This window comes from Streptomyces puniciscabiei, from assembly GCF_006715785.1.
Lineage (GTDB): Bacteria > Actinomycetota > Actinomycetes > Streptomycetales > Streptomycetaceae > Streptomyces > Streptomyces puniciscabiei.
Genome location: NZ_VFNX01000001.1, coordinates 5,436,905 through 5,460,592 on the forward strand (window position 1 = coordinate 5,436,905; position 23,688 = coordinate 5,460,592).

Sequence of the window (23,688 nt, forward strand, 5' to 3'; positions counted from 1 at the left end):
CCGGGGCTCCTGTCATGGGGGGCCGCCAACACGACCCACCCCCGCGAAGGCCGGGGTATGGGCAACGTCTAAAGTGGCGTGGTACGCGCGAGCCCTTTACCCCGACTTCACACGGGGAGGCTCGCTGGGATGTCTCTGTCAGGGGTGTGCGTGACGGCCGTCGAATCACGTCCAGCGGGCGTGCTGGGTGGTGCGAGCCAGGGCCCGGTTCACCGGCCGTTCGGGGCCCGTGTCAAGGCGTTCGTGGCTCTGACCAAGCCGCGGATCATCGAGCTGCTGCTCATCACCACCGTTCCGGTGATGTTCCTGGCACAGCAGGGCGTGCCCGACCTCGGGCTGGTCCTCCTGACCTGCGTCGGCGGCTATCTGTCGGCGGGCGGCGCCAACGCGCTGAACATGTACATCGACCGGGACATCGACGCCCTGATGGACCGCACCTCGCAGCGGCCGCTGGTGACCGGCATGGTCAGCCCGCGCGAGTGCCTCGCCTTCGGCATCACCCTCGCGGTCGTCTCGACTCTCCTCTTCGGCCTCACCGTCAACTGGCTGTCCGCCTGGCTGTCCCTCGGCGCGCTCCTCTTCTACGTCGTCGTCTACACGATGATCCTCAAGCGGCGCACGTCGCAGAACATCGTGTGGGGCGGCATCGCGGGCTGCATGCCGGTGCTCATCGGCTGGTCGGCCGTGACGGACTCGCTCTCCTGGGCGCCGGTCGTCCTGTTCATGGTGATCTTCTTCTGGACCCCGCCGCACTACTGGCCGCTGTCCATGAAGGTGAAGGACGACTACGCGCGCGTGGGCGTGCCGATGCTCCCGGTGATCGCCTCCAACAAGGTCGTCGCCCGGCAGATCGTCGTCTACAGCTGGGTGATGGTCGCCGTCTCCCTGCTCCTCACCCCGCTCGGCTACACCGGCTGGTTCTACACGGCCGTCGCGCTGGCCGCCGGCGGCTGGTGGCTGTGGGAGGCCCACGGGCTGCAGAACCGGGCCAAGGCCGAGGTCACGGGCGCGAAGCTGAAGGAGATGCGGCTGTTCCACTGGTCGATCACCTATGTGTCGCTGCTGTTCGTGGCGATCGCGGTGGACCCGTTCCTGCGCTGACACCCCTTTCTTCCCGGTCGGGAGGGGTGCGTGGTCAAGGCCACGCACCCCTCCCGTCGCCCTTTGATCTACCCGCGAGTAGCATCCTGGCCATGGCAGACACGCAGCAGGTTGACCCCAAGGCCGAGCGCAAGGCGGCCAGGCTCGCCCACCGGATCAGCGCCTTCGCCAAGGCCCACGGCGGCGCCGAGGGCCAGGTGGCCTACATCGGCGAACGCGGCGCCCGCATCGTCCTCGTCGGCGAGGACGGCGGCTGGGGCGACCTGGTGGCCCCCAGCACGGAGATCGCCGAGAAGGCCGTGGAGAAGTCCGGCATCACCGTCCACGAGTCCTTCGACGGCGAGTTCGCGGCGAAGGTGAAGACGGGCTCGTACGAGTGGAAGCGGATGGCCGGCATTCAGGTGGGCGGCTGACGGTCGGGCAGCCAACCCCGACCGCGACCTCCGGCCCGTTCACCCGTTAGGACGTGTGAGGCAGCACGCGTCCAACGGGGAGTCCGGATGATCGAAACGCCGTCCCTCGTGGACCAGTACTGCCACGGAGTGCTCCGCACCGAGCTGGGCCTCGGCACCTTCGAGGCCCAGCTGGCCCGCACCGAGGGCCCGCCCGCTGCCGGCACCACCCTCTTCGACACCCAGACGGGGTTCGCCGTACGGCGCTGGTGCCCGCCCCTGCTCGGCCTGGAGCCGCACTGCCCGCCCGCCCGCTATCTGGCCCGGCGCCGGGAACTGGGCGTCCTGGAAGCGGGCCGCAGGCTGCTGCGCGGCAGCGGCATCACCACCTACCTCGTCGACACCGGCCTGCCCGGCGACCTCACCGGCCCCACCGAGCTGGCCTCCGCGGGCGGCGCCGACGCCCATGAGATCGTGCGGCTGGAGCAGCTCGCGGAGCAGGTCGCCGACACCTCCGGCACCGTCGAGTCCTTCCTCGCCAACCTCGCCGAGTCGGTGCACGCCGCCGCCGCGCACGCGGTCGCCTTCACCTCCGTCGCGGGACTGGGACACGGCCTGGCGTTCGCTCCTGAGCCGCCGGAACCGGGGGAGGTGCGCGGCGCGGCGGGCCGCTGGCTGGCCGGGCGGCGCGTCGGCGGGCCGCTCACCGACCCGGTGCTGATCCGGCACCTGCTGTGGATCGCCGTGGCCTCCGGCCGCCCGCTCCAGCTGCACGCCGGGCTCGGCGAGCCGGGCACCCGCATCGACCGTACCGACCCGGTGCTGCTCACCGACTTCGTGCGGGCCACGGCCGGCCTGGGTACCGACCTGATCCTGCTGCACGGCTACCCGTACCACCGCCACGCCGCCCATCTGGCCGGTGTCTTCCCGCACGTCTACGCCGACTCCGGCGCGGCGCTCGTCCGTACCGGCGCCCGTGCGGCCACCGTCCTCGCCGAGATCCTGGAGCTCGCCCCGTTCGGCAAGATCCTCTTCTCCACCGGCGCCCACGCCCTGCCCGAGCTGCACGTCGTGGGCGCCCGGCTGTTCCGCGAGGCCCTGGGCCGGGTCCTGGGCACCTGGGTCGCCGAGGGCGCCTGGTCCCTGGAGGACGCCCAGCGGGTGGCCCGGATGGTGGCGGCGGACAACGCGCGCCGGGTTTACGGACTCGGATGAGCTGTCCAGACTGGGCGGATGCCGACCGCACCGCTGCTCGACCGGTTCCTGGAGGAAGTGCTGCCCCTGCGACCGCGCGCGTTGTGGGCGCACGGCTCACTCGCCGGCGGTGACTATCAGGAGGGCCGGAGCGACCTCGACCTGATCGCCGTGCTGCCGGGCCCGGTGCGCCTGGCGACCGTACGACGGGTGGTGGCCCTGCACCGCAGGCTGCGCGCCCTGCCGCTCGCCGCGAAACTCCACTGCAGCTATCTCGCCCCGGCCGGCCTGGAGGACCCGGACCGCTCGCACCTCACCTGGGCACACGGACGCGTGCTGCGCCGCCCGGTCACCCCCGTCACCCGGCGCGAGCTGCACGACTTCGGGCGGGTGCTGCACGGCGAGCCGCCGGCCGGGCTGCTGCCGCCGGTGCCGGAGCGGCAGCTGCGCACCTTCGTCGTACGGGACCAGCGGGACTTCTGGCGGCCCCACGTCGACAGGGCCCGGCTCTGGACGCAGGACATCTGGGTCGACGCGGGCCTGCTGACCTTCGCCCGGGCCACCGTGACCCTGCGGGACGGGCGGCTGATCTCGAAGCGACAGGCGCTGGCCGAGCTGCCCTCGCTCGGCGCGCCCGCCGAACTCGTCGCGGACATCACCCGCCGGCGCTACGACGACGATCCCGCCCCGGCCACCGCCGACTGGCTCGGCCGCCGCGCCGGGCTGACCCGCGCCTACCTCGCCCCGGCGATCGACACCCTGGTCAGCACCTACGGGTGACTCACGCGCGCGTGCCCACCGAAACCTCGGCCGAGGGGCCGGGCAGGTCGAGGGCGGCCCCGGGGCGTTCGCGGAGCGCCAGCAGGATGCGCAGGACGCCGATCCACACCAGGCAGGAGCCGAACATGTGGAGGCCCACCAGCAGCCCGGGCAGGTGCGTGAAGTACTGCACGTAACCGATCACGCCCTGGCCGAGCAGGATCAGGAAGAGATCGCGGGTGCGGGCGAGCGGCCCCTTCGGCGCGTCCACCGCCTTCAGCACGAACCACAGTGCGAACGTCAGCGTCACCACGATCCAGGCGAGCACCGCGTGCAGCTTGGCCACCGTCTCCCAGTCGACGGGGATCCGCTTGACCTCGCTGGAGTCACCCGCGTGCGGTCCGGCTCCGGTCACCACCGTGCCGGCGACGATGAGCAGCAGGGACGCGGCCACCAGGAACCACACCAGCTGCTGCACGGCCTTGCCGACCAGCGGCCGGGGCGCTTCGTCGCCCTCGCGGGTGCGCTGCCACATCACCGCGGCGACCGTGGTCAGGGCCGTGGCCAGCAGGAAGTGGGCCGCGACGGTGTACGGGTTGAGGCCCACGAGCACGACGATGCCGCCGAGGATCGCGTTGCCCATGACCAGCCAGAACTGCGCCCAGCCCAGCCGGGTCAGGCTGCGCCGGTACGGCTTCTCGGAGCGCGCGGCGATGATCGCCCAGCCGACCGCGGCGCACAGCACGTACGTCAGCATCCGGTTGCCGAACTCGATCGCGCTGTGGTAGCTCAGCGCGGTCGTCGGCGTCAGCGAGCCGTCGGTGCACTCCGGCCAGGTCGGGCAGCCGAGGCCGGAGCCGGTCAGCCGGACGGCGCCGCCGGTGACGACGATGACCACCGACATCACGAGCGCGGCGAGGGCCGCCCGCTGGACGGTCCGGGGCTGCGGGGTCCAGCGGTCGGCGATGAAGGCGAGCGGGTTGCGCACGGCCGCTACGGCGTCGGCGGGGTTCAGCTTGGGCACGCCCACCATCGTAGGCCGCGGCTTGTGCACGCTTTCACGAGGGTCGTCGTGGCGGCTCACTCCCAGCGGAAGAACTTCCCGGCCGCGGTCAGCCCCACGACCGCCCACACGGCGAGGATCCCCAGGTCGCCCCACGGCGTCCCGGCGCCGTGCTGGAGCACGTCCCGCAGGCCGTCCGACAGCGCGGAAATGGGCAGCAGGCCGAGGACGTGCTGCCCGGCCGGGCCGAACCTGTCCAGCGGCACGACGACCCCGCCGCCGACGAGGAGCAGCAGGAAGACCAGGTTGGCGGCGGCCAGGGTCGCCTCCGCCTTCAGCGTGCCCGCCATCAGCAGTCCCAGACCGGAGAAGGCGGCCGTACCGAGGACGAGGAGGAGCAGCACGGCGGCGGGGTTTCCGTGCGGGGACCAGCCCAGCGCGAACGCGATCACCGTCAGCAGGATCACCTGCAGGACCTCCGTGACCAGCACGGACGCCGTCTTGGCGGTCATCAGGCCCCAGCGCGGCAGCGGCGAGGAGGCGAGCCGCTTGAGCACGCCGTAGCGGCGCTCGAAGCCGGTCGCGATGGCCTGCCCGGTGAACGCCGTCGACATCACGGCGAGCGCCAGGATGCCGGGGGCGAGGAAGTCCACCGCCCTGCCCTTGCCGGTGTCCACGATGTCCACCGAGCTGAACAGCACCAGCAGCAGGGTCGGGATCACCACGGTCAGCAGCAGCTGCTCGCCGTTGCGCAGCAGCATCTTCGTCTCCAGGGCCGCCTGGGCCGCGATCATGCGGGGGAGCGGCGCCGCACCCGGCTTCGGGGCGTACGTACCAACAGTCACGACCGCAACTCCTTGCCCGTGAGCTCCAGAAAAACGTCCTCCAGCGTGTGCCGCTCCACCGAGATCCGGTCTGGCATCACTCCGTGCTGGGCGCACCAGGAGGTCACCGTGGCCAGCAGCTGCGGGTCGACCTTGCCGACGACCCGGTAGGCGCCCGGGGTGAGCTCGGCGGCCGTGCAGTCGGCCGGGAGGGCCTTCAGCAGGGAACCCACGTCGAGACCGGGGCGGCCGGTGAAGCGCAGGGTGTTCTCGGCGCCCCCCTTGCACAGCTCCTCCGGGGAGCCCTGGGCGATGACCCGGCCGCCGTCGATGATCGCCACGGCGTCGGCGAGCTGCTCCGCCTCTTCCATGTAGTGCGTGGTGAGGATCACCGAGACACCGTCGGCGCGCAGGTCCTTCACCAGGTCCCAGGTGGCCCGGCGGGCCTGCGGGTCCAGGCCGGCCGTCGGCTCGTCCAGGAACACCAGTTCCGGCCGCCCGACGACGGCCATGGCGAGCGCGAGCCGCTGCTGCTGGCCGCCGGACAACCGCCGGTAGCTCGTCCGCCCGCAGGAGCCGAGCCCCAGCCGCTCGATCAGCGCGTCCACGTCCAGCGGGTGCGCGTGCAGCTTCGCGACATGCCGCAGCATCTCGTCCGCCCGGGCGCCGGAGTACACGCCGCCGGACTGGAGCATCACGCCGATGCGGGGGCGCAGCTCGGCGGACTGCCGCACCGGGTCGAGGCCCAGGACGCGCACCGTGCCGGAATCCGGCTTCCGGTACCCCTCGCAGGTCTCGACCGTGGTCGTCTTCCCCGCCCCGTTGGGACCGAGGACGGCGGTCACGCCCGCTTCGGCCACCAGGTCGAGGCCGTCCACCGCGGTCTTCGTGCCGTACCGCTTCACCAGGGCCCGGACCTGGACGACAGGCTCACTTCGCATGGGTCCAGAGTCTAGGGAGACCGCTTGCCGCTCAGGCGCGGGGGTGGTGGAAGTCCTCCTCACGGGGACGGTGGAGCGGCAGCCACCGCTCGGCGTAGGCCACGGCGTCCGCCACCGGGAACAGCCGTGCGCCGGCCGCGCCCACCGTCCCGCGCACGACGGGCCGGTCCCGTTCGAAGTCGTGGCCCAGCTCGGCGAACCGGTCGGAGGTGATCGACACCTCCCTCACCGTCTCCCAGCCGCCGCCCGGCGCGGGCCGTCCGACGTCGACCAGGGGCGCGGGGATCCGGTACTCGGCGAGGTGGAAGGCGGTGCAGGCGTCGTAGCCCGCGCCGAGCAGCAGGACCCGGGCGCCCAGCTTCTCCAGCCGGGCCAGCGGGCTGCGCTCGCCGAGCCGGCAGTCGGGGGCGTGGCCGTCGGTGATCTCCCGCGCCCGTGGACCGAGCGCCGCGAACGAGGTGTGCGGATGCGCGCTGCGCAGGGCGCCCGGCCAGGTCCGTACCGTCTCGGGGATGACGCCGACGCCCCGGGTGGGGGTGATCAGCGGATCGTACGGCGGCATGGTGGCCCGGATCCGGTCCCACCACTCCCGGGGCACGGGCGGCCTGCTCCACAGCGCGGGGTCCGACAGGTCGGCCGACTGGGCGGGGACGACGAGCGTGCCCGAGGGCCCGAGGGCGTCGAGGAGTCCCTGGACGACCGCGACCGCGCCGCCGTTGACCCAGCCGAGCGAGCTGAGCGAGGAGTGGACGAGCAGGGTCTCGCCGGTCTCGACACCCAGAAGGCGGAGCTGTGTGGCAATGGTGTCCCGCGTGACGAGAGGGCCGGTCGGAGGGGGTGTCGGCATGGTGGGGGAGTCTGCCGGACGGGGTCGCCGCGCGCCACCGAATTGCCTGCTCAGGGCCGCTCCGAATGATCGATCAAAGATCGTTTCCGCAGGTCGGATTAGGTAGGCCTAAGTGACGCAGGGCACCGCCCGGTGATCCGGACGGCGCTTGTCAGGCTCTGAAGAATTACGCAACAATGGCGTTGTGAAAAACGTCGGCGAGGCTCGGGAGGCCCCTCTGGGGGCCCCGCAGGAGGAACTCGCGACCGGTGAGCGCTCCACGCGCAACCGCGTCGCGCGCTCCATCCTGGACCACGGCCCGTCGACCGTCGCCGAACTCGCCGGCCGGCTGGGGCTGACCCAGGCGGCCGTCCGGCGCCACCTGGACGCCCTGGTCGCCGAGAACGTGGTGGAGGCCCGCGAGCAGCGCGTGTACGGCGCGCGCACCCGCGGCCGCCCCGCCAAGGTCTTCGCGCTGACCGACTGCGGCCGGGACGCCTTCGACCAGTCGTACGACAAGCTCGCCGCGGACGCCCTCCGCTGGATCGCCGAGCAGGGGGGCGGCCCCGAGGCGGTCGCCGCCTTCGCCCGCGCCCGGATCGCCGCCCAGGCGAGCGCGTACCGCAAGGCGATCGAGGCGGTCACGCCGGACAAGCGGGCCGAAGCGCTGGCCAGGGCCTTGAGCGTGGACGGGTACGCTGCTACGGCGCGCAGCGCACCGGTCGGCGAGCAGCTGTGCCAGCACCACTGCCCGGTCGCCCATGTCGCGGAACAGTTCCCCCAGCTGTGCGAGGCGGAGACGGAGGTCTTCGCCGAGCTGCTGGGTACCCACGTCCAGCGACTGGCGACCATCGCGCACGGCGACGGCGTCTGCACGACGTTCATCCCCAAGATTTCCAAGACCAGCGACAACGCACCTGCAAGCACGGCCGGGAGGAACCCCGCATGACTCTCCCCACGGAGACTGCCCACCCTGAGCTCGAGGGCCTGGGCAAGTACGAATACGGCTGGGCCGACTCCGACGTGGCCGGTGCCTCCGCCAGGCGCGGCCTCAGCGAGGAGGTCGTCCGCGACATCTCCGGCAAGAAGTCGGAGCCGGAGTGGATGACCAAGCTGCGCCTGAAGGGCCTGAAGCTCTTCGAGAAGAAGCCGATGCCGAACTGGGGCTCCGACCTCTCGGGCATCGACTTCGACAACATCAAGTACTTCGTGCGCTCCACGGAGAAGCAGGCGGAGTCCTGGGAGGACCTGCCCGAGGACATCAAGAACACCTACGACAAGCTGGGCATCCCGGAGGCCGAGAAGCAGCGCCTGGTCGCCGGTGTCGCCGCGCAGTACGAGTCGGAGGTCGTCTACCACCAGATCCGCGAGGACCTGGAGGAGCAGGGCGTCATCTTCCTCGACACCGACACCGCCCTGAAGGAGCACCCGGAGCTCTTCAAGGAGTACTTCGGGACCGTCATCCCCGCCGGTGACAACAAGTTCGCCGCGCTGAACACCGCCGTGTGGTCGGGTGGCTCCTTCATCTACGTCCCGAAGGGCGTCCACGTCGAGATCCCGCTCCAGGCCTACTTCCGCATCAACACGGAGAACATGGGCCAGTTCGAGCGCACCCTGATCATCGTCGACGAGGGTGCCTACGTGCACTACGTCGAGGGTTGTACGGCGCCGATCTACAAGTCGGACTCGCTGCACTCCGCGGTCGTCGAGATCATCGTCAAGAAGAACGCCCGCTGCCGCTACACGACCATCCAGAACTGGTCGAACAACGTCTACAACCTGGTCACCAAGCGCGCCGTGGCCTACGAGGGCGCGACCATGGAGTGGATCGACGGCAACATCGGCTCCAAGGTGACGATGAAGTACCCGGCCGTCTACCTGATGGGCGAGCACGCCAAGGGCGAGACCCTGTCCATCGCCTTCGCGGGCGAGGGGCAGCACCAGGACGCGGGCGCCAAGATGGTCCACATGGCGCCGAACACCTCGTCCAACATCGTCTCCAAGTCGGTCGCGCGCGGTGGCGGTCGTACGTCCTACCGCGGTCTGATCGAGATCGGCGAGGGCGCCGCCGGGTCGAAGTCCAACGTGCTGTGCGACGCGCTGCTGGTCGACACGATCTCCCGCTCGGACACGTACCCGTACGTCGACGTCCGCGAGGACGACGTGTCCATGGGCCACGAGGCCACCGTCTCCAAGGTCTCCGAGGACCAGCTCTTCTACCTGATGAGCCGCGGCCTGTCCGAGGACGAGGCCATGGCGATGATCGTGCGCGGCTTCGTCGAGCCGATCGCCAAGGAACTGCCCATGGAGTACGCGCTGGAGCTCAACCGGCTGATCGAGCTGCAGATGGAGGGCGCGGTCGGTTAATCACCGGTCCGCACTCCCCGTCAAGCCCACCCGTAAGAAAGCGAGCATTACGACAGCCATGGCTGAGGCCCAGAACATCCCGGTCGGTTCCACGACCGCCGGCTCGATCGCGGTCGCCGCGGAATCGACCGTCGTCTCGCGCATGAGCGCGCCCCCGTCCTTCGACGTCGCGGACTTCCCCGTCCCGCACGGCCGTGAGGAGGAGTGGCGGTTCACCCCGCTGGAGCGCCTGCGCGGGCTGCACGACGGCACCGCCGTAGCGAACGGCGACGGCGTGAAGGTCGACGTCCAGGCCCCCGAGGGCGTCACCGTCGAGACCGTCGGCCGTGACGACGCGCGCCTCGGCAAGGCGGGCACCCCGGTGGACCGGGTCGCCGCGCAGGCGTACTCCGCCTTCGAGAAGGCCTCGGTCGTGACCGTCCCGAAGGAGACCGTCCTCGCCGAGCCGATCCGTATCGCCGTGCACGGCCAGGGCGGCACCCGCTTCGGCCACCAGGTGATCGAGCTGGGCGCCTTCGCCGAGGCCGTCGTGGTCATCGACCACACCGGTGACGCGGTGCTCGCCGCCAACGTCGACTACGTCCTGGGTGACGGCGCCAAGCTGACCGTCGTCTCCATCCAGGACTGGGACGACAAGGCCGTCCATGTCGCCCAGCACAACGCGCTGGTCGGCCGCGACGCCTCCTTCAAGTCCGTGGTCGTGACCTTCGGCGGCGACGTGGTCCGCCTGCACCCGCGCGTGCAGTACGCCGGCCCCGGCGGCGAGGCCGAGCTGTTCGGCCTGTACTTCACCGATGCCGGGCAGCACCAGGAGCACCGCCTGCTGGTCACCCACAACACCCCGCACTGCAAGTCCAACGTCGTCTACAAGGGCGCGCTCCAGGGCGACGACGCGCACGCGGTCTGGATCGGCGACGTGCTCATCGAGGCCAAGGCCGAGGGCACCGACACCTACGAGATGAACCGCAACCTGGTCCTCACGGACGGCGCACGCGTCGACTCGGTGCCGAACCTGGAGATCGAGACCGGCGAGATCGTCGGCGCCGGACACGCCTCCGCGACCGGCCGCTTCGACGACGAGCAGCTCTTCTACCTGATGGCCCGCGGCATTCCGGAGCACGAGGCCCGCCGCCTGGTGGTCCGCGGCTTCTTCGCCGAGCTGGTCCAGCAGATCGGTGTCGCCGACATCGAGGAGCGCCTGCTCGCCAAGATCGAGGAGGAGCTGGAGGCTTCGGTCGCATGACCTTCGTACGCGCCTGCGGGCTGAGCGAGCTGGAGGAGGACACCCCGAAGCGGGTGGAACTCGACGGCACGCCGGTCTCGGTCGTCAAGACCGAGGGCGAGGTGTTCGCGATCTACGACATCTGCTCCCACGCGAACGTCTCGCTCTCCGAGGGCGAGGTGGAGGACTGCCAGATCGAGTGCTGGCTGCACGGCTCCTCCTTCGACCTCCGCACCGGCAAGCCGTCCGGCCTCCCGGCCACGCGCCCCGTCCCCGTATACCCCGTAAAGATCGAAGGGGACGACGTTCTCGTCTCCCTCACCCAGGAGTCCTGAGGCACCCATGGCAACGCTTGAAATCCGAGACCTGCACGTCACCGTCGAGGCCGACAACGCCACGAAGGAGATCCTCAAGGGCGTCGACCTCACCGTGAAGCAGGGCGAGACGCACGCCATCATGGGCCCCAACGGCTCCGGCAAGTCGACCCTCGCCTACTCCCTCGCGGGTCACCCGAAGTACACGATCACCGAGGGCACCGTGCTGCTCGACGGCGAGGACGTCCTTCAGATGTCCGTCGACGAGCGCGCCCGCGCGGGCCTGTTCCTGGCGATGCAGTACCCGGTCGAGGTCCCCGGCGTCTCGGTCTCCAACTTCCTGCGCACCTCCGCCACCGCCATCCGCGGCGAGGCCCCCAAGCTGCGCACCTGGGTGAAGGAGGTCAAGGAGGCCATGGAGCGCCTCAACATGGACCCCTCCTTCGCCGAGCGCAACGTCAACGAGGGCTTCTCCGGCGGTGAGAAGAAGCGCCACGAGATCCTCCAGCTCGAGCTGCTCAAGCCGAAGGTCGCGATCCTGGACGAGACCGACTCCGGCCTGGACGTCGACGCGCTCCGCATCGTCTCCGAGGGCGTCAACCGCGTCCGCGGGACCGGCGAGGTCGGCACCCTGCTGATCACGCACTACACGCGCATCCTGCGCTACATCAAGCCCGACTTCGTCCACGTCTTCTCCGGCGGCCGGATCGTCGAGTCCGGTGGCGCCGAGCTCGCCGACAAGCTGGAGGACGAGGGCTACGAGGCATACACGAAGGGTGGCGCATCCGCGTGACACAGCTGCCGGGCCTCCTCGACACCGAGGCGCTGCGCAAGGACTTCCCCATCCTGGACCGGGTGCTCCACGACGGCAGGAAGTTGGTGTACCTGGACAACGCGGCGACCTCGCAGACGCCGCGCCAGGTGCTCGACGTGCTCTCCGAGTACTACGAGCAGCACAACGCCAACGTCCACCGCGGTGTGCATGTGCTCGCCGAGGAGGCCACGGCGCTGTACGAGGGCGCGCGCGACAAGGTCGCCGAGTTCATCAACGCCCCCAGCCGCGACGAGGTGATCTTCACCAAGAACGCCTCCGAGTCGCTGAACCTCGTGGCGAACATGCTGGGCTGGGCCGACGAGCCCTACCGCGTGGACCACGAGACCGAGATCGTCATCACGGAGATGGAGCACCACTCCAACATCGTGCCGTGGCAGCTGCTGGCGCAGCGCACGGGCGCGAAGCTGAAGTGGTTCGGCCTCACCGACGACGGCCGGCTGGACCTCTCCAACATCGACGAGATCATCACGGAGAAGACGAAGATCGTCTCCTTCGTGCTGGTGTCGAACATCCTGGGCACGGTCAACCCGGTCGAGGCGATAGTGCGCCGCGCCCAGGAGGTCGGCGCGCTGGTCTGCGTCGACGCCTCCCAGGCCGCCCCGCACATGCCGCTGGACGTGCAGGCCCTGCAGGCCGACTTCGTGGCCTTCACCGGTCACAAGATGTGCGGCCCGACCGGCATCGGCGTTTTGTGGGGCCGCCAGGAGCTCCTGGAGGACCTTCCCCCCTTCCTGGGCGGCGGCGAGATGATCGAGACCGTCTCGATGCACTCGTCCACCTACGCCCCGGCGCCGCACAAGTTCGAGGCGGGCACGCCCCCGATCGCGCAGGCGGTCGGCCTCGGCGCGGCGATCGACTACCTCCAGTCGATCGGCATGGAGAAGATCCTCGCCCACGAGCACGCGCTGACCGAGTACGCGGTCCAGCGTCTGCAGAAGGTCCCGGACCTGAGGATCATCGGCCCGACCACGGCCGAGGACCGCGGCGCCGCGATCTCCTTCACCCTGGGCGACATCCACCCGCACGACGTGGGCCAGGTCCTCGACGAGCAGGGCATCGCGGTCCGCGTCGGCCACCACTGCGCGCGGCCCGTCTGCCTCCGGTACGGAATTCCTGCGACCACGCGAGCGTCGTTCTATCTGTACTCCACGCCGGCCGAGATCGACGCACTGGTCGAGGGGCTGGAGCACGTACGGAACTTCTTCGGCTGAGAGGCGTGAGCTGAAACCGTGAAGCTGGATTCGATGTACCAGGAAGTCATCCTGGACCACTACAAGAACCCCCACGGGCGTGGTCTGCGGGATGGCGACGCCGAGGTGCACCACGTGAACCCGACGTGCGGCGACGAGATCACCCTTCGCGTGAAGTACGACGGCACGAAGATCGCGGACGTCAGTTACGAGGGCCAGGGCTGCTCCATCAGCCAGGCGAGCGCGTCGGTCCTCAACGAACTGCTGGTCGGCAAGGATCTGACCCAGGCGCAGAAGATCCAGGAGACCTTCCTGGAGCTGATGCAGTCCAAGGGCCGGATCGAGCCGGACGACGCGATGGAGGACGTCCTGGAGGACGCGGTCGCGTTCGCCGGTGTCTCCAAGTACCCCGCGCGGGTCAAGTGCGCCCTCCTGAGCTGGATGGCGTGGAAGGACGCGACGGCCCAGGCGCTGGGTGCCGACGCCGAAAGGAAGACCGCATGACCGACACCGCAGAGATGAAGCCGGTCTCGGAGGAGGAACTCCGCGAGGCCCTGATGGACGTGGTCGACCCCGAGCTGGGCATCGACGTCGTCAACCTCGGCCTGATCTACGGCATCCACATCGACGAGTCCAACATCGCGACCGTCGACATGACCCTGACCTCGGCGGCCTGTCCGCTGACGGACGTCATCGAGGACCAGGCCAAGTCCGCCACGGACGGCCTCGTCAACGAACTCCGCATCAACTGGGTCTGGATGCCCCCGTGGGGCCCCGACAAGATCACGGACGACGGCCGCGAGCAGCTTCGGGCGCTCGGGTTCAACGTCTGAGCACACCGCGTGCGTGAAGCGGCGGCACCCACCGGGTGCCGCCGCTTTTTTCGTTCTCAGTCCAGTCCGTCCACCAGCCGGAACGCCGAGTCCGCGCGGTACAGGTCGGTGTTCTGGTACGGGTCCAGTTTCAGCTGGAAGTTCTGGTGGCGCAGGAAACGGCCGGGGTAGTCGACCGACTCCAGCATGGTCGCCCCGGTGAAGGACGACCGGCGCGGGCAGAAGGTGGCGTCCTGACGGAACAGGGCGGTGCCGTCGTCGGGTTCGGCGCGGAGCAGGAAGTTCCGGTGCCGGAGGTAGCCGCCGCCGGCCGTGGCGAAGGAGTAACAGCGGGCGTCGGCAAGGCCCTTGACCAGGGTGAAGGTGGCGGCGCGGCGGGCGTCGGGCGAATTGACCGGGTCGAGCTTCACGTAGTCGCCGCTGACGTGCCAATAGCGGTCCGGGTAGTTCACGGAACGCACCGACCGCCGCGTCGTGGTCGGGGCCGGCGAAACCCCGTGTCCCGGGGCCGACTTGGAGGGACTGGGCGTCGGAGTCGGCTCCGCGGGGCGTGCGGCGGTGGTACGAGACGTCGCCGACGTCATCGCGGTTCCGCCCGCGGGCGGCGCGGCCGTACTCGCCGACGGTGAGGCGAAGGAGAGCAGTCCGGGGCCGTTGTCCGTGGGGGCTCCGGACGTCCGCGGCGTGGCTGCGGTCCGCGGGGTCCCGTCCGTCGCCAAGGCGGCGACACAGGCGGTGACGACCGCGAGCGCCAGCGCGCCGGCCAGCCAGAGTCTTCGGGTGCCGGGGGGCCGGGAGGTGTCGGCGGTCATGCCGGTCTCCCAGGGATGGGGGGTGTGGTCGGGCATGAGCCCGCACATTAGTGGCCGGAGGGTGCCCGGTGAGCGGCTTCTGTGAAAGTGAAACTTTCTTGTGGCCCGGGCGTGTGTACGACCGTACGCATCCGTTGTGTACGCTCGTACACATGGGATACCTGACGCTCGCCGGCGCCATCGCCGCCGAGGTCGCCGCGACGACGGCGATGAAGTACAGCGAGGGTTTCAGCCGGCTCTGGCCCTCGCTCGTGACGGCTCTGGGCTACGTCGTCTCCTTCGCGCTGCTCGCCCAGACGCTGAAGAGCGTGCAGATCGGCACGGCGTATGCGATCTGGTCCGGCGTGGGCACCGCGACCATCGCCGTCCTCGGTCTGCTTCTGTTCGGCGAGGGGCTGAGCCTGCCCAAGGTCGCCGGAATTCTGCTGATCATCGGCGGAGTGGTGGTGCTGAACCTCGGCGGGGCGAGTCACTGATGCCCAGGCGCTATGACCCGGAGCGACGCCAGCGGATCATCGACGCGGCGCTCCGTGTGGCCGGCCGGGACGGCATCGCCGGACTGAGCCACCGTACGGTCGCCGCCGAGGCGGACGTCCCACTCGGCTCCACGACCTACCACTTCGCCACCCTCGACGACCTGCTGGTGGCCGCCCTCTGCCAGGCCAACGAGGGATTCGCGCAGGTCCTCGACGCGAGCGGGGTCCTGGCGGACGCCGACGGCGACCTCGCGGCCGGTCTCGCCCGTGTCCTCGGCGAATGGCTGGGACGCGAGCGGCCGGGCGTGGAGCTGGAGTACGAGCTGTATCTCGCGGCCCTGCGCCGCCCCGCCCTGCGTCCGGTGGCCGCCCAGTGGGCCGAGGAGACGGCCCAGCGGCTGGCCGCACGGGTGGACCCGGTGACGGCGCGGGCGCTGGTGGCCCTGCTGGACGGAATCTGTCTCCAGGTACTGCTGACGGGCGGTTCCTACGACGAGGGGTACGCCCGTGCCGTGCTGGCTCGGGTGATCCCCTGAAGCGGCGCCCGGCACGTGAGACGCGGTTCGCCCTGACCACCCCGCCCACGTTAGGTTTTCTTCCATGACCGACTCTGCTTCCCGCACCACCGGCGCCGTCGCCGCCGGCCTCGCCACCATCGCCTCCGACGGCACCGTTCTCGACACCTGGTTCCCGGCCCCCGAGCTGGTCGAGGCGCCGGGCCCGGCCGGCACCGAGCGGCTCTCCGCCGAGCAGGCGGCCGAGCTGCTGGGCGGCGGCGCCACCGCGGCGACCGGCCCGGACGCCCGCCGGGGTGTCGAGGTGGTCGCGGTCCGTACGGTCATCGCCTCGCTGGACGAGAAGCCGATCGACGCGCACGACGTCTACCTGCGCCTGCACCTGCTCTCGCACCGCCTGGTCAAGCCGCACGGCCAGAGCCTGGACGGCATCTTCGGCCACCTCGCGAACGTCGCCTGGACCTCGCTCGGCCCGGTCGCCGTGGACGACATCGAGAAGGTGCGCCTCAACGCCCGCGCGGAGGGCCTGCACCTCCAGGTCACCTCGATCGACAAGTTCCCGCGCATGACGGACTACGTGGCCCCGAAGGGCGTCCGCATCGCCGACGCCGACCGGGTCCGCCTCGGCGCCCACCTCGCCGAGGGCACCACGGTCATGCACGAGGGCTTCGTCAACTTCAACGCCGGCACGCTCGGGACCTCCATGGTCGAGGGCCGGATCTCCGCGGGCGTCGTGGTCGGCAACGGCTCCGACATCGGCGGCGGCGCCTCCACCATGGGCACCCTGTCCGGCGGCGGCAACGTGGTCATCTCCATCGGCGAGCGGTGCCTGATCGGCGCCGAGGCGGGCGTCGGCATCGCCCTCGGCGACGAGTGCGTGGTCGAGGCCGGCCTCTACATCACCGCGGGCACCCGGATCACCATGCCCGACGGCCAGATCGTCAAGGCCCGCGAGCTGAACGGCGCCTCCAACATCCTCTTCCGCCGCAACTCGGTCACCGGCACGGTCGAGGCCCGCCCGAACAACGCGGTCTGGGGCGGCCTGAACGACATCCTGCACAGCCACAACTGACCCACCGTGGCGCGTCGGCGCCCTCCGCCGTGCCTGGCGGAGGGCGCTGTGTCATGCGGACCGGGCCCCGGCGAACTCCCGCAGCGCCGCGAAGTCCGGCTCGCGCAGGCCGATCCTCGGGTTCACGTGCTGGAGCAGGGCCGGGGCGGGATGGCGGGCGGCCACGTACGCGGTGTCCTGCGCGCTCTGCTCGTCGTCCACCCATGCGAACGGGCGGCCCCCGGCGTAGGCCACGACCGCCTCGGTCTTCCAGTGCACGCCGTCCGGCCGCTCGGCGAACAGGCCGGCGCCGAAGTCGACGTACGGCAGCTCGGGCAACCCGACGGCCGGGGCGATCCAGACGTTGGCCTCGGCCATCCAGCTCGTCGCCCAGACCAGCTCGTAGCCGAGCCCGAGCAGAACCAGGCCGTGCTCCGGGTTGAGCCACACCCGCAGCGGACGCCGGGAGAACTCGGGCACCCGGATCGTCGTATAGCCCGCGGGCCGGCGTTCCGGCTGGGCCGCATACGGATTGAGGGGACCGTCGACGTCCAGGAACAGCAGGGGGCGGCTCACGGGGACACCGTACGGCAGGGGAGGCAGGCCGGTCCTCGGAGTTCTGCTCCGGGTGGGAGCGCCGGAGGACACCTTGCGGGCGCGAGCCGCCGGCCGCCGAAGTGGCCGCGGCAGCGTGCGTGGCTGACGGGATCACCACGAGTGATCAGGGCGCCATGAGCTCCTCGTAGCGCGCCAGCAGGCCGTCGGCCGTCTCCCGGGAGGTGGGCAGCAGCGGCGCGCGGACCGGGCCCGCGGGCAGGCCGAGCCGGGCGAGCAGGGCCTTGGCGGTGACCGTGCCGGGCAGGCCCGCGTCCATCATCGCCTCGATCAACGGCGTGGCCCGCAGCTGGAGTTCGGTCGCCAGAGCGGTGTCGCCGGCGTCGAAGGCGTCGAGGATCGCGGCGATCGGGCCGGGAGCGGCGTTCGCGACGGTGCTCACACAGCCCGCCGCGCCGACCGCGTACAGCGCCAGTACGTGCTCGTCGCAGCCCGCGTAGTACGCCAGGTCCGTACGGGCCAGCACCTTCTGGGTGCCGAGGAAGTCGTAGGAGCAGTCCTTGACGGCCACGATCCGCGGGTGTGCGGCGAGGCGGATCATCGTCTCCGGCCGGATCCTGGTGCCGGTGCGGCCCGGGATGTCGTAGAGCATCACGGGCAGCCCGCTCGCGTCGGCGACCGCGCGGAAGTGCGCCTCCACGGCCTCCTGCGGGGGCCGGCTGTAGTACGGCGTCACCACCAGCACGCCGTCGGCACCCGCCTTCTCGGCCGCCAGGGCCAGCTCGACGGTGTGGCCGGTGTCGGGCGTGCCCACCCCCGCGACCAGGGACACCCGGTCGCCGACCGCCTCCCGTACGGCCGTGACCAGCCGCGCCTTCTCCGTGTCCGTGGTGGTGGGCGACTCGCCCGTGGTGCCGTTCAGCACCAGGCCGTCGCAGCCCTCGGCCACCAGCCGCGCGGCCAGCTCGCGGGCGCCGTGCAGGTCGAGGGCGCCCTCCCCGGTGAACGGCGTGATCATCGCGCAGAGGGTGCGGCCGAAGGGGCGGGAGGTGGTGCGGGGGCGGGAGGTGGTGCGTGTGGGCGTCATACGAGTAGTCTCGGCAGGCCGGTGGTGAAGCTCTACTTAATTCTCCTAAGTGGCATCGCTAAGCGTTGCTGATGTGTGTGGGTGGCGGCCGCAGGCCCTGTGTCCAACTCGGCCCCTCATGGGTCACTATGGCCGGAGGGTCACCGACGTCCGTCATGGGAGGCACCATGAAGCTCGGCAAGGCACTGGCTACCGGAGTCGCCGAGGAGCGGCCGCTCGTCGGCGAAGAGGCCGTCCGCGAGGAGCGGGCCACGGTTCCCGAGGAGACCGCCCGCGTCGAACCGGCCGAGCCGGCCCGCGAAGAGGTTCCGGCCGCCCGATGAGACTGCGGCTCCCGGCGGAACGCCCTGCGGAGCCGCCGACCGGATACAAGATCGCCCACCCGGTGCTGTCCCAGGACGGCACCCGGGCGGGGTTCACCGGAGTGTCGCTCGGCGGCGCGCTGCCGTATGCCGTGCTCGACGACGCCGCGTGTGTCTACGGGCGGCGGCACCGGCCGCCGGCGCGGCTGTGTGACTGCGGGTTCCACTGCGTGCACGAGCGCAGTGCCGCCGAGGCCCTGTTGTGCACCACCGAGCATCGGACCGCCCTGCTGCTGGAGGTCTCCGTGCTCGGCGCCTACATCAGGTTCGAGCGGGGTTTCCGTTATGCCCGGCAGCGGGTGCGTGCGGCCACCGCCGGGCCGTGTGCCTGCGGCGCCGCCGCCGTCGCGCTCGCCGACGCCGGCTGGGGCAGGCCGGGCTGGCGGGTTCTCGGCCCCGTCTGCGCCGGCTGTGTGCGCGGCCGTACGTCCGTCTCGCTCGCCGGCTTCGCCCGGCTGGCCGGGGAGGGGCTGCGGGTCGTGGCGGGGGGTGGTGGTACGGCGGTGCCGTCCGCCGGGTTGGCGCACGACGGGGAGTTGGGCGTGCCCGAACTCGTTGCCGAGGCGGCGCTGTTGCAGGCGCGCCTCGACTGGTTCCAGAGCCAACTCGCGCGGCTGGGCGAGCGGGGGAGCGGGGGAGCGCAGCAGGGCTGACGGAATGGCCGTCTTCGGGCCGGGTACCCGTGGCTTCGGCGGCCGGCGGGTGGGTCGTGGGCGCGGATGCCCGCGGCGGCCCTCGCGTGGGTCCGGGTGCACGGGTGCCCGTCGCGGGTCGTGCGCTCCGTGTGGGTGCCTGTGGGTGCCTGTGGGTGCCTGCGACGGGTTCCGCGCGATGCCTGCGGCAGCCCGTGCGGGTGCGTTGTGGCTGGTGTCGCGCCTACGGTGGTGTGTGAGTCGGTGCCGCGCCGGGTGGTGCCCGTCCTCGGTCCGGCAAGCACTGTCTTGTGCGGGGCACTGCGTGTTGTCGCCGGCCGCTGCGGCGGACACCATCCGCCACGCCCCTCGCCGCCGTGCGCGGCCTCCCTTCGGGGCAGGCGCTCGGTGGTCGACGCGATCAGGGAAAGGGCATATCGATGAGGCACAGGATCCCGCACGGTTCGGGCGCCAAGGGGCCCGACGAGCTGCGGCAGCAGATCGAGCACGCCAGGCACCAACTCGGCGACACGGTCGCCCAGTTGGTCGGCAAGGCGGACGTCAAGGGGCGGGCCCGGGTGCGGGCCGCCGACCTGAGGGACAAGGCCGGTGCCATGTCCGTACAGCTGCGCGTGAGCGCCGCCCAGGCCGGCCACGGCATGCAGCACCGGGCCGCCAAGGCCGGGCACGTCATGCAGGGCAGGGCGGCCCAGGCGGGGCACATGGTGCAGGGGAAGGCCGCGCAGGCGGGGCACATGGTGCAGGGCAAGGCCGCGCAGGCGGGGCACGCGGTGCAGGGGCGGGTCGCGCGGGCCGGCCATATGGCGCAGGGCCGGGCCGGGCGTGCGGGCCACGGCGCTCAGGGCAGTGTTCCGCAGCCTCTGCGCGCTGCGCTGCGCCATCCGGGGCCGGTCATCGCCGTGGGTCTGCTGGGGGCGGCCGCGGTCGCCGCCGGCATCGCCTGGCGTCGGCAGCATCAGGGCTGAGCGGCCCGGCAGCATCAGGGCCGAGCGGCCTGGTGGTCCCGCCCTCGCACCGAAAACTATGTCCGTCTGGACAAAAAAAGTTTTCGGTGCGAGGGTGGACGCATGCTGGACGTGACCGTGATCGAGGACCCCGAGGCGGCGGCCGTGTCGCTGGACCCCATCCGGGCCCGGCTGCTCGCCGAGCTGGCCGCCGAGCCCGCGTCGGCGGCGATGCTGGCCGGCAAGGTCGGACTGCCCCGGCAGAAGGTGAACTACCACCTCAAGGCGCTGGAGCGGCACGGCCTGGTCGAGCTGGCCGGAGAGCGCCGCAAGGGCAATGTCACCGAGCGGCTGATGCGGGCCACGGCGGCGTCGTACGTCATCTCGCCGCTCGCGCTGGCCGCCGTGCAGCCGGACCCGGACCGCTTCCGCGACCAGCTCTCGGCGCGTTGGCTGCTCGCGCTCGGCGCCCGCCTGGTGCGGGACGTCGGTGCGCTGATCAGCGGTGCCGCGAGGGCAAGGAAACGGCTGGCGACCTATGCCCTGGACGGCCAGGTGCGCTTCGCCTCCGCCGCCGATCGCGCGGCCTTCGTGCAGGAGCTGACGGCGGGCGTGAGCGCGCTGATCCGCAAGTACGACGCCCCCGGCGCCGAGGACGGCCGCGACCACCGGATCGTCGTGGCCCTCCACCCCACGGTCAAGGACCAGCAGCCCACCCCCGCACTGGAACAGTGAGCAGGAGCCCCGCCATGTCCAAGGAATTCGAGATCGTCCGCGAGTTCGAGGTCGACGTCCCGCCCGAGAAGGTGTGGGAGGCGATCACCACGGGTACCGGGGGCTTTCTGTGGCCGATGGATCCGCCCGAGCCCCGGGAGGGGGGAAAGGGGCCCTTCGGGTCCACCGTCACCGCCTGGGATCCGCCCCACCGCTACACCAACCGCAGCGAGGACGTCGGCTTCCCGGTGCAGTCGGCCAACCAGCTCGACTACACCATCGAGCCCCGTGACGAGGGCCGCCGCGCCTGGGTGCGGTACGTGCACAGCGGCATCTTCACCGACGACTGGAACAACCAGTACGACGGGGCCAGCAAGCACACCAACTTCTATCTGCACACCCTGTGCGAGTACTTGACGCACTTCGCACCCCGCCCGGTCACCTTCGCCCAGCTGGACGGGCCCGCGGCCTCGCGGACCACGGAGGGGCTCGCCACCGTCGGCCGCGCCCTCGGACTCGCCGACGACGCGGCCGCGGGTACCAAGGTCGCCGTGCGGGGCCCCGGCGGGCGGACCCTGGACGCCGTGCTCGACTACCGCAACCCGTACTTCATCGGGCTGCGCACCGACGACGCCCTCATCCGCTTCTTCGGGCGCGGCCACTGGGGCGCCCCGCTCGGCATCAGCATCCACGACTTCGCGCCGGACGCCGACGCCGAGGCGAACGAGAGCGCCTGGCAGGACTGGCTGAACGGGGTGTTCAGCCGGTCCTGAGCAGGCGGTCACGGGCGGAAGCGCAGCACCTGCGGGTCGTGGTCGCTGATCTGGTCGTTGAACTCCGCGTTGATGTGCACGCTGTCGTACTCGAAGTCGCAGCCGCGCCGGATCGCCGGGCTGATCAGGATCTGGTCCAGGACCTGCTCGTTGCCCTGGTAGTCGTAGGTGTAACGCTCGCTCCTCGGCAGCGACTTGATCGCCGACCACAGCTCGCCGTCACCCTCGAGGATCTTCGCGGTGTCGGAGAACTCGAAGTCGTTCATGTCGCCGAGCGCGATGACGTCCGCGTTCCTCTGGACCTTCAGGATGTCCTTGACGAACGCGTTCACCGCGGTGGCCTGCGCGTGGCGCTGGATCTCCGAGCTGCGGGTCGGCGGCTGGTACTGCGAGGTCAGGCCCTGGTCGCCGCCCTTGGAGACCAGGTGGTTGGCGATCACGAAGACGGTCTTGCCGCGGAAGACGAACTGGCCGGCCAGCGGCTTGCGGCTGTCCTTCCAGGCGGCGTTCGCCGGGTCGATCCGGCCGGGGGAGACCGTCAGTTCGGCCTTGCCGTCCTCCTTGGTGACGCCGACCGCGGTGGTGGAGTCGCCGCCCGCGCGGTCCACGAAGGACACCCGCTCGGGGTTGAACAGGAACACCTGGCGGATGTTGCCGCCCGGCTCGCCGCCGTCCTGGTCGTTGACCGGGTTGATCGAGCGCCAGTCGTACTTCGGGCCGCCCGCCGCGACGATCGCGTCGATCAGTTTGCCGACGGTCTCGCTCGCGTCGACCGTTCCGTCGTCCTTGGCGCCGTTGTTGTCCTGGATCTCCTCCAGGGACACGATGTCCGGCGACTGGAGGTTGTTCACGATCGCGGCGGCGTGCTCGTCGAAGGTGGCGTCGGAGGGGTCGAGGTTCTCGACGTTGTACGTCGCCACCGCCAGCTCGCGGCTCGACTGCTTCCGCGTGGTCTCGCGCTCCAGGCCACCGCCCTGCAGTGTGCCGAGCTTGCTCGCGACGAGGGTGTAGCCGCCGAACTGGTTGAAGTCCAGGGGGCCGGTCGTCGTGCCGGAGAGGGTGTCGCCGACGTTCGCCTTCGGGAAGTCGGCGGTCGCGCCCAGCGACTGGATCTGCAGCCGGCCGGTGTTCTGCGAGTCGTAGGAGCCGTAGACCGTGCCGCCGCGGCGGTTCGCGTGTTCCCACGGCTTCACCGTGACCCACAGTTCGCTGTAGGGGTCGGTGCGGCCGACCACGCGGGTGTCCTCGACCTGGACGTTCATGCCCTCCAGGGACTCGTAGTAGTCCAGGGCGTACGTCGACGGGTCCAGGGTCAGGCCGTTGATCGAGCCCGCGGCCGCGGTGTCGCCCGCCGGTGCGTACGCGTCCGGCACCGAGTCCTCGTCGATCACGACCGGCGCCGGGACCGGGTTGCCGGTGGAGACGGAGGTGACCGTCGGTTTGGTGATCTCCGTGACCGACTGGTTGCCGGAGGAGGCGCCGCCGGGGACGTACTCGGAGACCGTGCCGGTCACCGTCACCGAGTCGCCGACCGCGACCTTCGGGGCGGAGCTGGTGAAGACGAAGACGCCCTCGCTGGTGGCCGGGTTGTCGTCCGGGTTCGGATCCTGGATCCAGAAGCCTCTGGAGGAGCCGTACGTGCGCGTGGCCGTGACGATGCCGGGCACGTCCGTCACCTTCTGGCCCGCGAACGGCGATATTCGGGTGGTGCCCTGAATGTCGTGGATGCGCACCGAGTCGGCGTGCGCGGGAGAGGTGAGGACGACGGCGGACGCCGCGCTGCAGACGGCGGCGACGGTGAGCGCGGCGAGGCGCGCGGAAGACCTGCTCGGCAAGGGTTCCCTCCGGGGACGTGACGATGCGCCGGGACGAGGGTGGTACGGGAGCGTGGAGGACTCGTAGCCCTCTGTGACACGCGTAGAGCCGAGTGAACAGTTGTCCCCCC

General features: G+C 71.0%; 28 protein-coding genes. 20 read left to right on the plus strand and 8 right to left on the minus strand.

What is annotated here, in order from left to right; all coding sequences use genetic code 11:
* Nucleotides 1–129 precede the first annotated feature (129 nt).
* The 4 genes from FB563_RS25115 (at nucleotide 130) to FB563_RS25130 (ending at nucleotide 3,467) form a co-directional block, all read left to right on the plus strand.
* The gene (locus FB563_RS25115; protein WP_234357854.1) at nucleotides 130–1,101 is read left to right on the plus strand and encodes a heme o synthase; all 972 of its coding nucleotides are present in this window, start codon (nucleotides 130–132) and stop codon (nucleotides 1,099–1,101) included.
* Between the two features lie 92 nt (nucleotides 1,102–1,193).
* Nucleotides 1,194–1,514 carry a hypothetical protein gene (locus FB563_RS25120; RefSeq protein WP_055707840.1) on the plus strand — a complete coding sequence of 107 codons (321 nt, stop codon included), beginning with the start codon at nucleotides 1,194–1,196 and terminating at the stop codon, nucleotides 1,512–1,514.
* An 87-nt stretch (nucleotides 1,515–1,601) separates the two neighbouring features.
* Nucleotides 1,602–2,708, plus strand: coding sequence for an amidohydrolase family protein (locus tag FB563_RS25125; protein WP_055707841.1), 1,107 nt, complete (start codon nucleotides 1,602–1,604; stop codon nucleotides 2,706–2,708).
* Nucleotides 2,709–2,726: 18 nt separating this feature from the next.
* The gene (locus FB563_RS25130) at nucleotides 2,727–3,467 is read left to right on the plus strand and encodes a nucleotidyltransferase domain-containing protein (protein ID WP_055707842.1); all 741 of its coding nucleotides are present in this window, start codon (nucleotides 2,727–2,729) and stop codon (nucleotides 3,465–3,467) included.
* Nucleotide 3,468: 1 nt separating this feature from the next.
* On the opposite strand, the gene FB563_RS25135 is transcribed toward FB563_RS25130, so the two are convergent.
* The 4 genes from FB563_RS25135 to FB563_RS25150 are packed head-to-tail and all read right to left on the minus strand — an operon-like array spanning nucleotide 3,469 to nucleotide 7,061.
* Nucleotides 3,469–4,479: a COX15/CtaA family protein gene (locus FB563_RS25135; RefSeq protein WP_055707843.1), complete on the minus strand. Its 1,011-nt coding sequence runs from the start codon at nucleotides 4,477–4,479 to the stop codon at nucleotides 3,469–3,471.
* Between the two features lie 47 nt (nucleotides 4,480–4,526).
* A complete protein-coding gene (locus FB563_RS25140) occupies nucleotides 4,527–5,243 on the minus strand; it encodes an ABC transporter permease (protein WP_055707844.1) in 717 nt (238 codons plus the stop codon).
* Between the two features lie 47 nt (nucleotides 5,244–5,290).
* A complete protein-coding gene (locus tag FB563_RS25145; RefSeq protein WP_055707845.1) occupies nucleotides 5,291–6,214 on the minus strand; it encodes an ABC transporter ATP-binding protein in 924 nt (307 codons plus the stop codon).
* A 31-nt stretch (nucleotides 6,215–6,245) separates the two neighbouring features.
* On the minus strand, nucleotides 6,246–7,061 hold the full coding sequence (locus FB563_RS25150) for an AAC(3) family N-acetyltransferase (protein ID WP_055707846.1): 816 nt from the start codon (nucleotides 7,059–7,061) through the stop codon (nucleotides 6,246–6,248).
* 184 nt (nucleotides 7,062–7,245) lie between these two features.
* Between FB563_RS25150 and FB563_RS25155 the strand changes: the two genes are divergently transcribed.
* Genes FB563_RS25155 through FB563_RS25190 form a run of 8 tightly spaced genes read left to right on the plus strand, consistent with a single transcriptional unit; the run spans nucleotide 7,246 to nucleotide 13,801 of the window.
* Nucleotides 7,246–7,989 (plus strand): helix-turn-helix transcriptional regulator, encoded by a 744-nt coding sequence (locus FB563_RS25155; RefSeq protein WP_055707847.1) that lies wholly within the window; start codon nucleotides 7,246–7,248, stop codon nucleotides 7,987–7,989.
* A complete protein-coding gene (gene sufB / locus FB563_RS25160) occupies nucleotides 7,986–9,407 on the plus strand; it encodes a Fe-S cluster assembly protein SufB (protein WP_055707848.1) in 1,422 nt (473 codons plus the stop codon). Before FB563_RS25155 ends, sufB begins: the two co-directional genes overlap by 4 nt.
* Before the next feature lie 58 nt (nucleotides 9,408–9,465).
* A complete protein-coding gene (gene sufD, locus FB563_RS25165) occupies nucleotides 9,466–10,650 on the plus strand; it encodes a Fe-S cluster assembly protein SufD (RefSeq protein WP_055707849.1) in 1,185 nt (394 codons plus the stop codon).
* Nucleotides 10,647–10,964, plus strand: a complete 318-nt coding sequence (locus FB563_RS25170; RefSeq protein ID WP_055707850.1) for a non-heme iron oxygenase ferredoxin subunit — start codon at nucleotides 10,647–10,649, stop codon at nucleotides 10,962–10,964. Before sufD ends, FB563_RS25170 begins: the two co-directional genes overlap by 4 nt.
* Nucleotides 10,965–10,971: 7 nt before the next feature.
* Nucleotides 10,972–11,736 (plus strand): Fe-S cluster assembly ATPase SufC, encoded by a 765-nt coding sequence (sufC, locus tag FB563_RS25175; RefSeq protein ID WP_055707851.1) that lies wholly within the window; start codon nucleotides 10,972–10,974, stop codon nucleotides 11,734–11,736.
* Nucleotides 11,733–12,989, plus strand: coding sequence for a cysteine desulfurase (locus tag FB563_RS25180; RefSeq protein ID WP_055707852.1), 1,257 nt, complete (start codon nucleotides 11,733–11,735; stop codon nucleotides 12,987–12,989). Before sufC ends, FB563_RS25180 begins: the two co-directional genes overlap by 4 nt.
* 18 nt (nucleotides 12,990–13,007) lie before the next feature.
* Nucleotides 13,008–13,472, plus strand: coding sequence for a Fe-S cluster assembly sulfur transfer protein SufU (gene sufU / locus FB563_RS25185; protein ID WP_055707853.1), 465 nt, complete (start codon nucleotides 13,008–13,010; stop codon nucleotides 13,470–13,472).
* Nucleotides 13,469–13,801 (plus strand): metal-sulfur cluster assembly factor, encoded by a 333-nt coding sequence (locus FB563_RS25190; RefSeq protein WP_055707854.1) that lies wholly within the window; start codon nucleotides 13,469–13,471, stop codon nucleotides 13,799–13,801. The genes sufU and FB563_RS25190 overlap by 4 nt, the downstream gene beginning before the upstream one ends.
* A 56-nt stretch (nucleotides 13,802–13,857) precedes the next feature.
* On the opposite strand, the gene FB563_RS25195 is transcribed toward FB563_RS25190, so the two are convergent.
* Nucleotides 13,858–14,649 carry an AbfB domain-containing protein gene (locus FB563_RS25195; protein ID WP_055707855.1) on the minus strand — a complete coding sequence of 264 codons (792 nt, stop codon included), beginning with the start codon at nucleotides 14,647–14,649 and terminating at the stop codon, nucleotides 13,858–13,860.
* Nucleotides 14,650–14,765: 116 nt separating this feature from the next.
* Between FB563_RS25195 and FB563_RS25200 the strand changes: the two genes are divergently transcribed.
* The 3 genes from FB563_RS25200 to dapD all read left to right on the plus strand — a co-directional run bounded on the left by FB563_RS25200 (nucleotide 14,766) and on the right by dapD (nucleotide 16,676).
* Nucleotides 14,766–15,089, plus strand: a complete 324-nt coding sequence (locus FB563_RS25200; RefSeq protein WP_055707856.1) for a DMT family transporter — start codon at nucleotides 14,766–14,768, stop codon at nucleotides 15,087–15,089.
* Complete coding sequence (locus FB563_RS25205) at nucleotides 15,089–15,625, plus strand: TetR/AcrR family transcriptional regulator (RefSeq protein WP_055707857.1); 537 nt, start codon at nucleotides 15,089–15,091, stop codon at nucleotides 15,623–15,625. Before FB563_RS25200 ends, FB563_RS25205 begins: the two co-directional genes overlap by 1 nt.
* Nucleotides 15,626–15,689: 64 nt before the next feature.
* Complete coding sequence (dapD, locus tag FB563_RS25210) at nucleotides 15,690–16,676, plus strand: 2,3,4,5-tetrahydropyridine-2,6-dicarboxylate N-succinyltransferase (RefSeq protein WP_055707858.1); 987 nt, start codon at nucleotides 15,690–15,692, stop codon at nucleotides 16,674–16,676.
* Nucleotides 16,677–16,727: 51 nt separating this feature from the next.
* Here the strand turns inward: dapD and FB563_RS25215 are convergent, their stop codons facing one another.
* Nucleotides 16,728–17,231: an HAD domain-containing protein gene (locus FB563_RS25215; protein ID WP_199832902.1), complete on the minus strand. Its 504-nt coding sequence runs from the start codon at nucleotides 17,229–17,231 to the stop codon at nucleotides 16,728–16,730.
* A gap of 145 nt (nucleotides 17,232–17,376) precedes the next feature.
* Nucleotides 17,377–18,297 (minus strand): 4-hydroxy-tetrahydrodipicolinate synthase, encoded by a 921-nt coding sequence (gene dapA / locus FB563_RS25220; RefSeq protein WP_079048917.1) that lies wholly within the window; start codon nucleotides 18,295–18,297, stop codon nucleotides 17,377–17,379.
* A gap of 167 nt (nucleotides 18,298–18,464) precedes the next feature.
* Here dapA and FB563_RS43075 point away from each other — a divergent pair, with 167 nt between their 5' ends.
* The 5 genes from FB563_RS43075 to FB563_RS25240 all read left to right on the plus strand — a co-directional run bounded on the left by FB563_RS43075 (nucleotide 18,465) and on the right by FB563_RS25240 (nucleotide 21,743).
* On the plus strand, nucleotides 18,465–18,620 hold the full coding sequence (locus tag FB563_RS43075) for a hypothetical protein (RefSeq protein WP_167528511.1): 156 nt from the start codon (nucleotides 18,465–18,467) through the stop codon (nucleotides 18,618–18,620).
* Complete coding sequence (locus FB563_RS25225) at nucleotides 18,617–19,312, plus strand: hypothetical protein (RefSeq protein WP_055707859.1); 696 nt, start codon at nucleotides 18,617–18,619, stop codon at nucleotides 19,310–19,312. The genes FB563_RS43075 and FB563_RS25225 overlap by 4 nt, the downstream gene beginning before the upstream one ends.
* Nucleotides 19,313–19,731: 419 nt before the next feature.
* Entirely contained in the window at nucleotides 19,732–20,277 is a 546-nt protein-coding gene (locus FB563_RS25230) for a DUF3618 domain-containing protein (RefSeq protein ID WP_055707860.1), read from the plus strand.
* Nucleotides 20,278–20,379: 102 nt separating this feature from the next.
* Nucleotides 20,380–20,991 carry an ArsR/SmtB family transcription factor gene (locus tag FB563_RS25235; protein WP_055707861.1) on the plus strand — a complete coding sequence of 204 codons (612 nt, stop codon included), beginning with the start codon at nucleotides 20,380–20,382 and terminating at the stop codon, nucleotides 20,989–20,991.
* A 14-nt stretch (nucleotides 20,992–21,005) separates the two neighbouring features.
* Entirely contained in the window at nucleotides 21,006–21,743 is a 738-nt protein-coding gene (locus tag FB563_RS25240) for an SRPBCC family protein (protein ID WP_055707862.1), read from the plus strand.
* A gap of 8 nt (nucleotides 21,744–21,751) precedes the next feature.
* On the opposite strand, the gene FB563_RS25245 is transcribed toward FB563_RS25240, so the two are convergent.
* Nucleotides 21,752–23,578 (minus strand): endonuclease/exonuclease/phosphatase family protein, encoded by a 1,827-nt coding sequence (locus tag FB563_RS25245; RefSeq protein WP_055707863.1) that lies wholly within the window; start codon nucleotides 23,576–23,578, stop codon nucleotides 21,752–21,754.
* Nucleotides 23,579–23,688 lie beyond the last annotated feature (110 nt).

Coding starts and splice junctions, on each gene's coding strand:
- sufB (WP_055707848.1), top strand. CDS start 7,986: ATGACTCTCCCCACGGAGACTGCCCACCCTGAGCTCGAGGGCCTGGGC.
- FB563_RS25195 (WP_055707855.1), bottom strand. CDS start 14,649: ATGCCCGACCACACCCCCCATCCCTGGGAGACCGGCATGACCGCCGAC.
- FB563_RS25125 (WP_055707841.1), top strand. CDS start 1,602: ATGATCGAAACGCCGTCCCTCGTGGACCAGTACTGCCACGGAGTGCTC.
- FB563_RS25130 (WP_055707842.1), top strand. CDS start 2,727: ATGCCGACCGCACCGCTGCTCGACCGGTTCCTGGAGGAAGTGCTGCCC.
- FB563_RS25200 (WP_055707856.1), top strand. CDS start 14,766: ATGGGATACCTGACGCTCGCCGGCGCCATCGCCGCCGAGGTCGCCGCG.
- FB563_RS25115 (WP_234357854.1), top strand. CDS start 130: ATGTCTCTGTCAGGGGTGTGCGTGACGGCCGTCGAATCACGTCCAGCG.
- FB563_RS25230 (WP_055707860.1), top strand. CDS start 19,732: ATGAGGCACAGGATCCCGCACGGTTCGGGCGCCAAGGGGCCCGACGAG.
- FB563_RS25140 (WP_055707844.1), bottom strand. CDS start 5,243: ATGATCGCGGCCCAGGCGGCCCTGGAGACGAAGATGCTGCTGCGCAAC.
- dapA (WP_079048917.1), bottom strand. CDS start 18,297: ATGACGCCCACACGCACCACCTCCCGCCCCCGCACCACCTCCCGCCCC.
- FB563_RS25190 (WP_055707854.1), top strand. CDS start 13,469: ATGACCGACACCGCAGAGATGAAGCCGGTCTCGGAGGAGGAACTCCGC.
- FB563_RS25240 (WP_055707862.1), top strand. CDS start 21,006: ATGTCCAAGGAATTCGAGATCGTCCGCGAGTTCGAGGTCGACGTCCCG.
- FB563_RS25150 (WP_055707846.1), bottom strand. CDS start 7,061: ATGCCGACACCCCCTCCGACCGGCCCTCTCGTCACGCGGGACACCATT.
- dapD (WP_055707858.1), top strand. CDS start 15,690: ATGACCGACTCTGCTTCCCGCACCACCGGCGCCGTCGCCGCCGGCCTC.
- sufC (WP_055707851.1), top strand. CDS start 10,972: ATGGCAACGCTTGAAATCCGAGACCTGCACGTCACCGTCGAGGCCGAC.
- FB563_RS25170 (WP_055707850.1), top strand. CDS start 10,647: ATGACCTTCGTACGCGCCTGCGGGCTGAGCGAGCTGGAGGAGGACACC.
- sufD (WP_055707849.1), top strand. CDS start 9,466: ATGGCTGAGGCCCAGAACATCCCGGTCGGTTCCACGACCGCCGGCTCG.
- FB563_RS25145 (WP_055707845.1), bottom strand. CDS start 6,214: ATGCGAAGTGAGCCTGTCGTCCAGGTCCGGGCCCTGGTGAAGCGGTAC.
- FB563_RS25205 (WP_055707857.1), top strand. CDS start 15,089: ATGCCCAGGCGCTATGACCCGGAGCGACGCCAGCGGATCATCGACGCG.
- FB563_RS25225 (WP_055707859.1), top strand. CDS start 18,617: ATGAGACTGCGGCTCCCGGCGGAACGCCCTGCGGAGCCGCCGACCGGA.
- FB563_RS25135 (WP_055707843.1), bottom strand. CDS start 4,479: ATGGTGGGCGTGCCCAAGCTGAACCCCGCCGACGCCGTAGCGGCCGTG.
- FB563_RS25235 (WP_055707861.1), top strand. CDS start 20,380: ATGCTGGACGTGACCGTGATCGAGGACCCCGAGGCGGCGGCCGTGTCG.
- FB563_RS43075 (WP_167528511.1), top strand. CDS start 18,465: ATGAAGCTCGGCAAGGCACTGGCTACCGGAGTCGCCGAGGAGCGGCCG.
- FB563_RS25120 (WP_055707840.1), top strand. CDS start 1,194: ATGGCAGACACGCAGCAGGTTGACCCCAAGGCCGAGCGCAAGGCGGCC.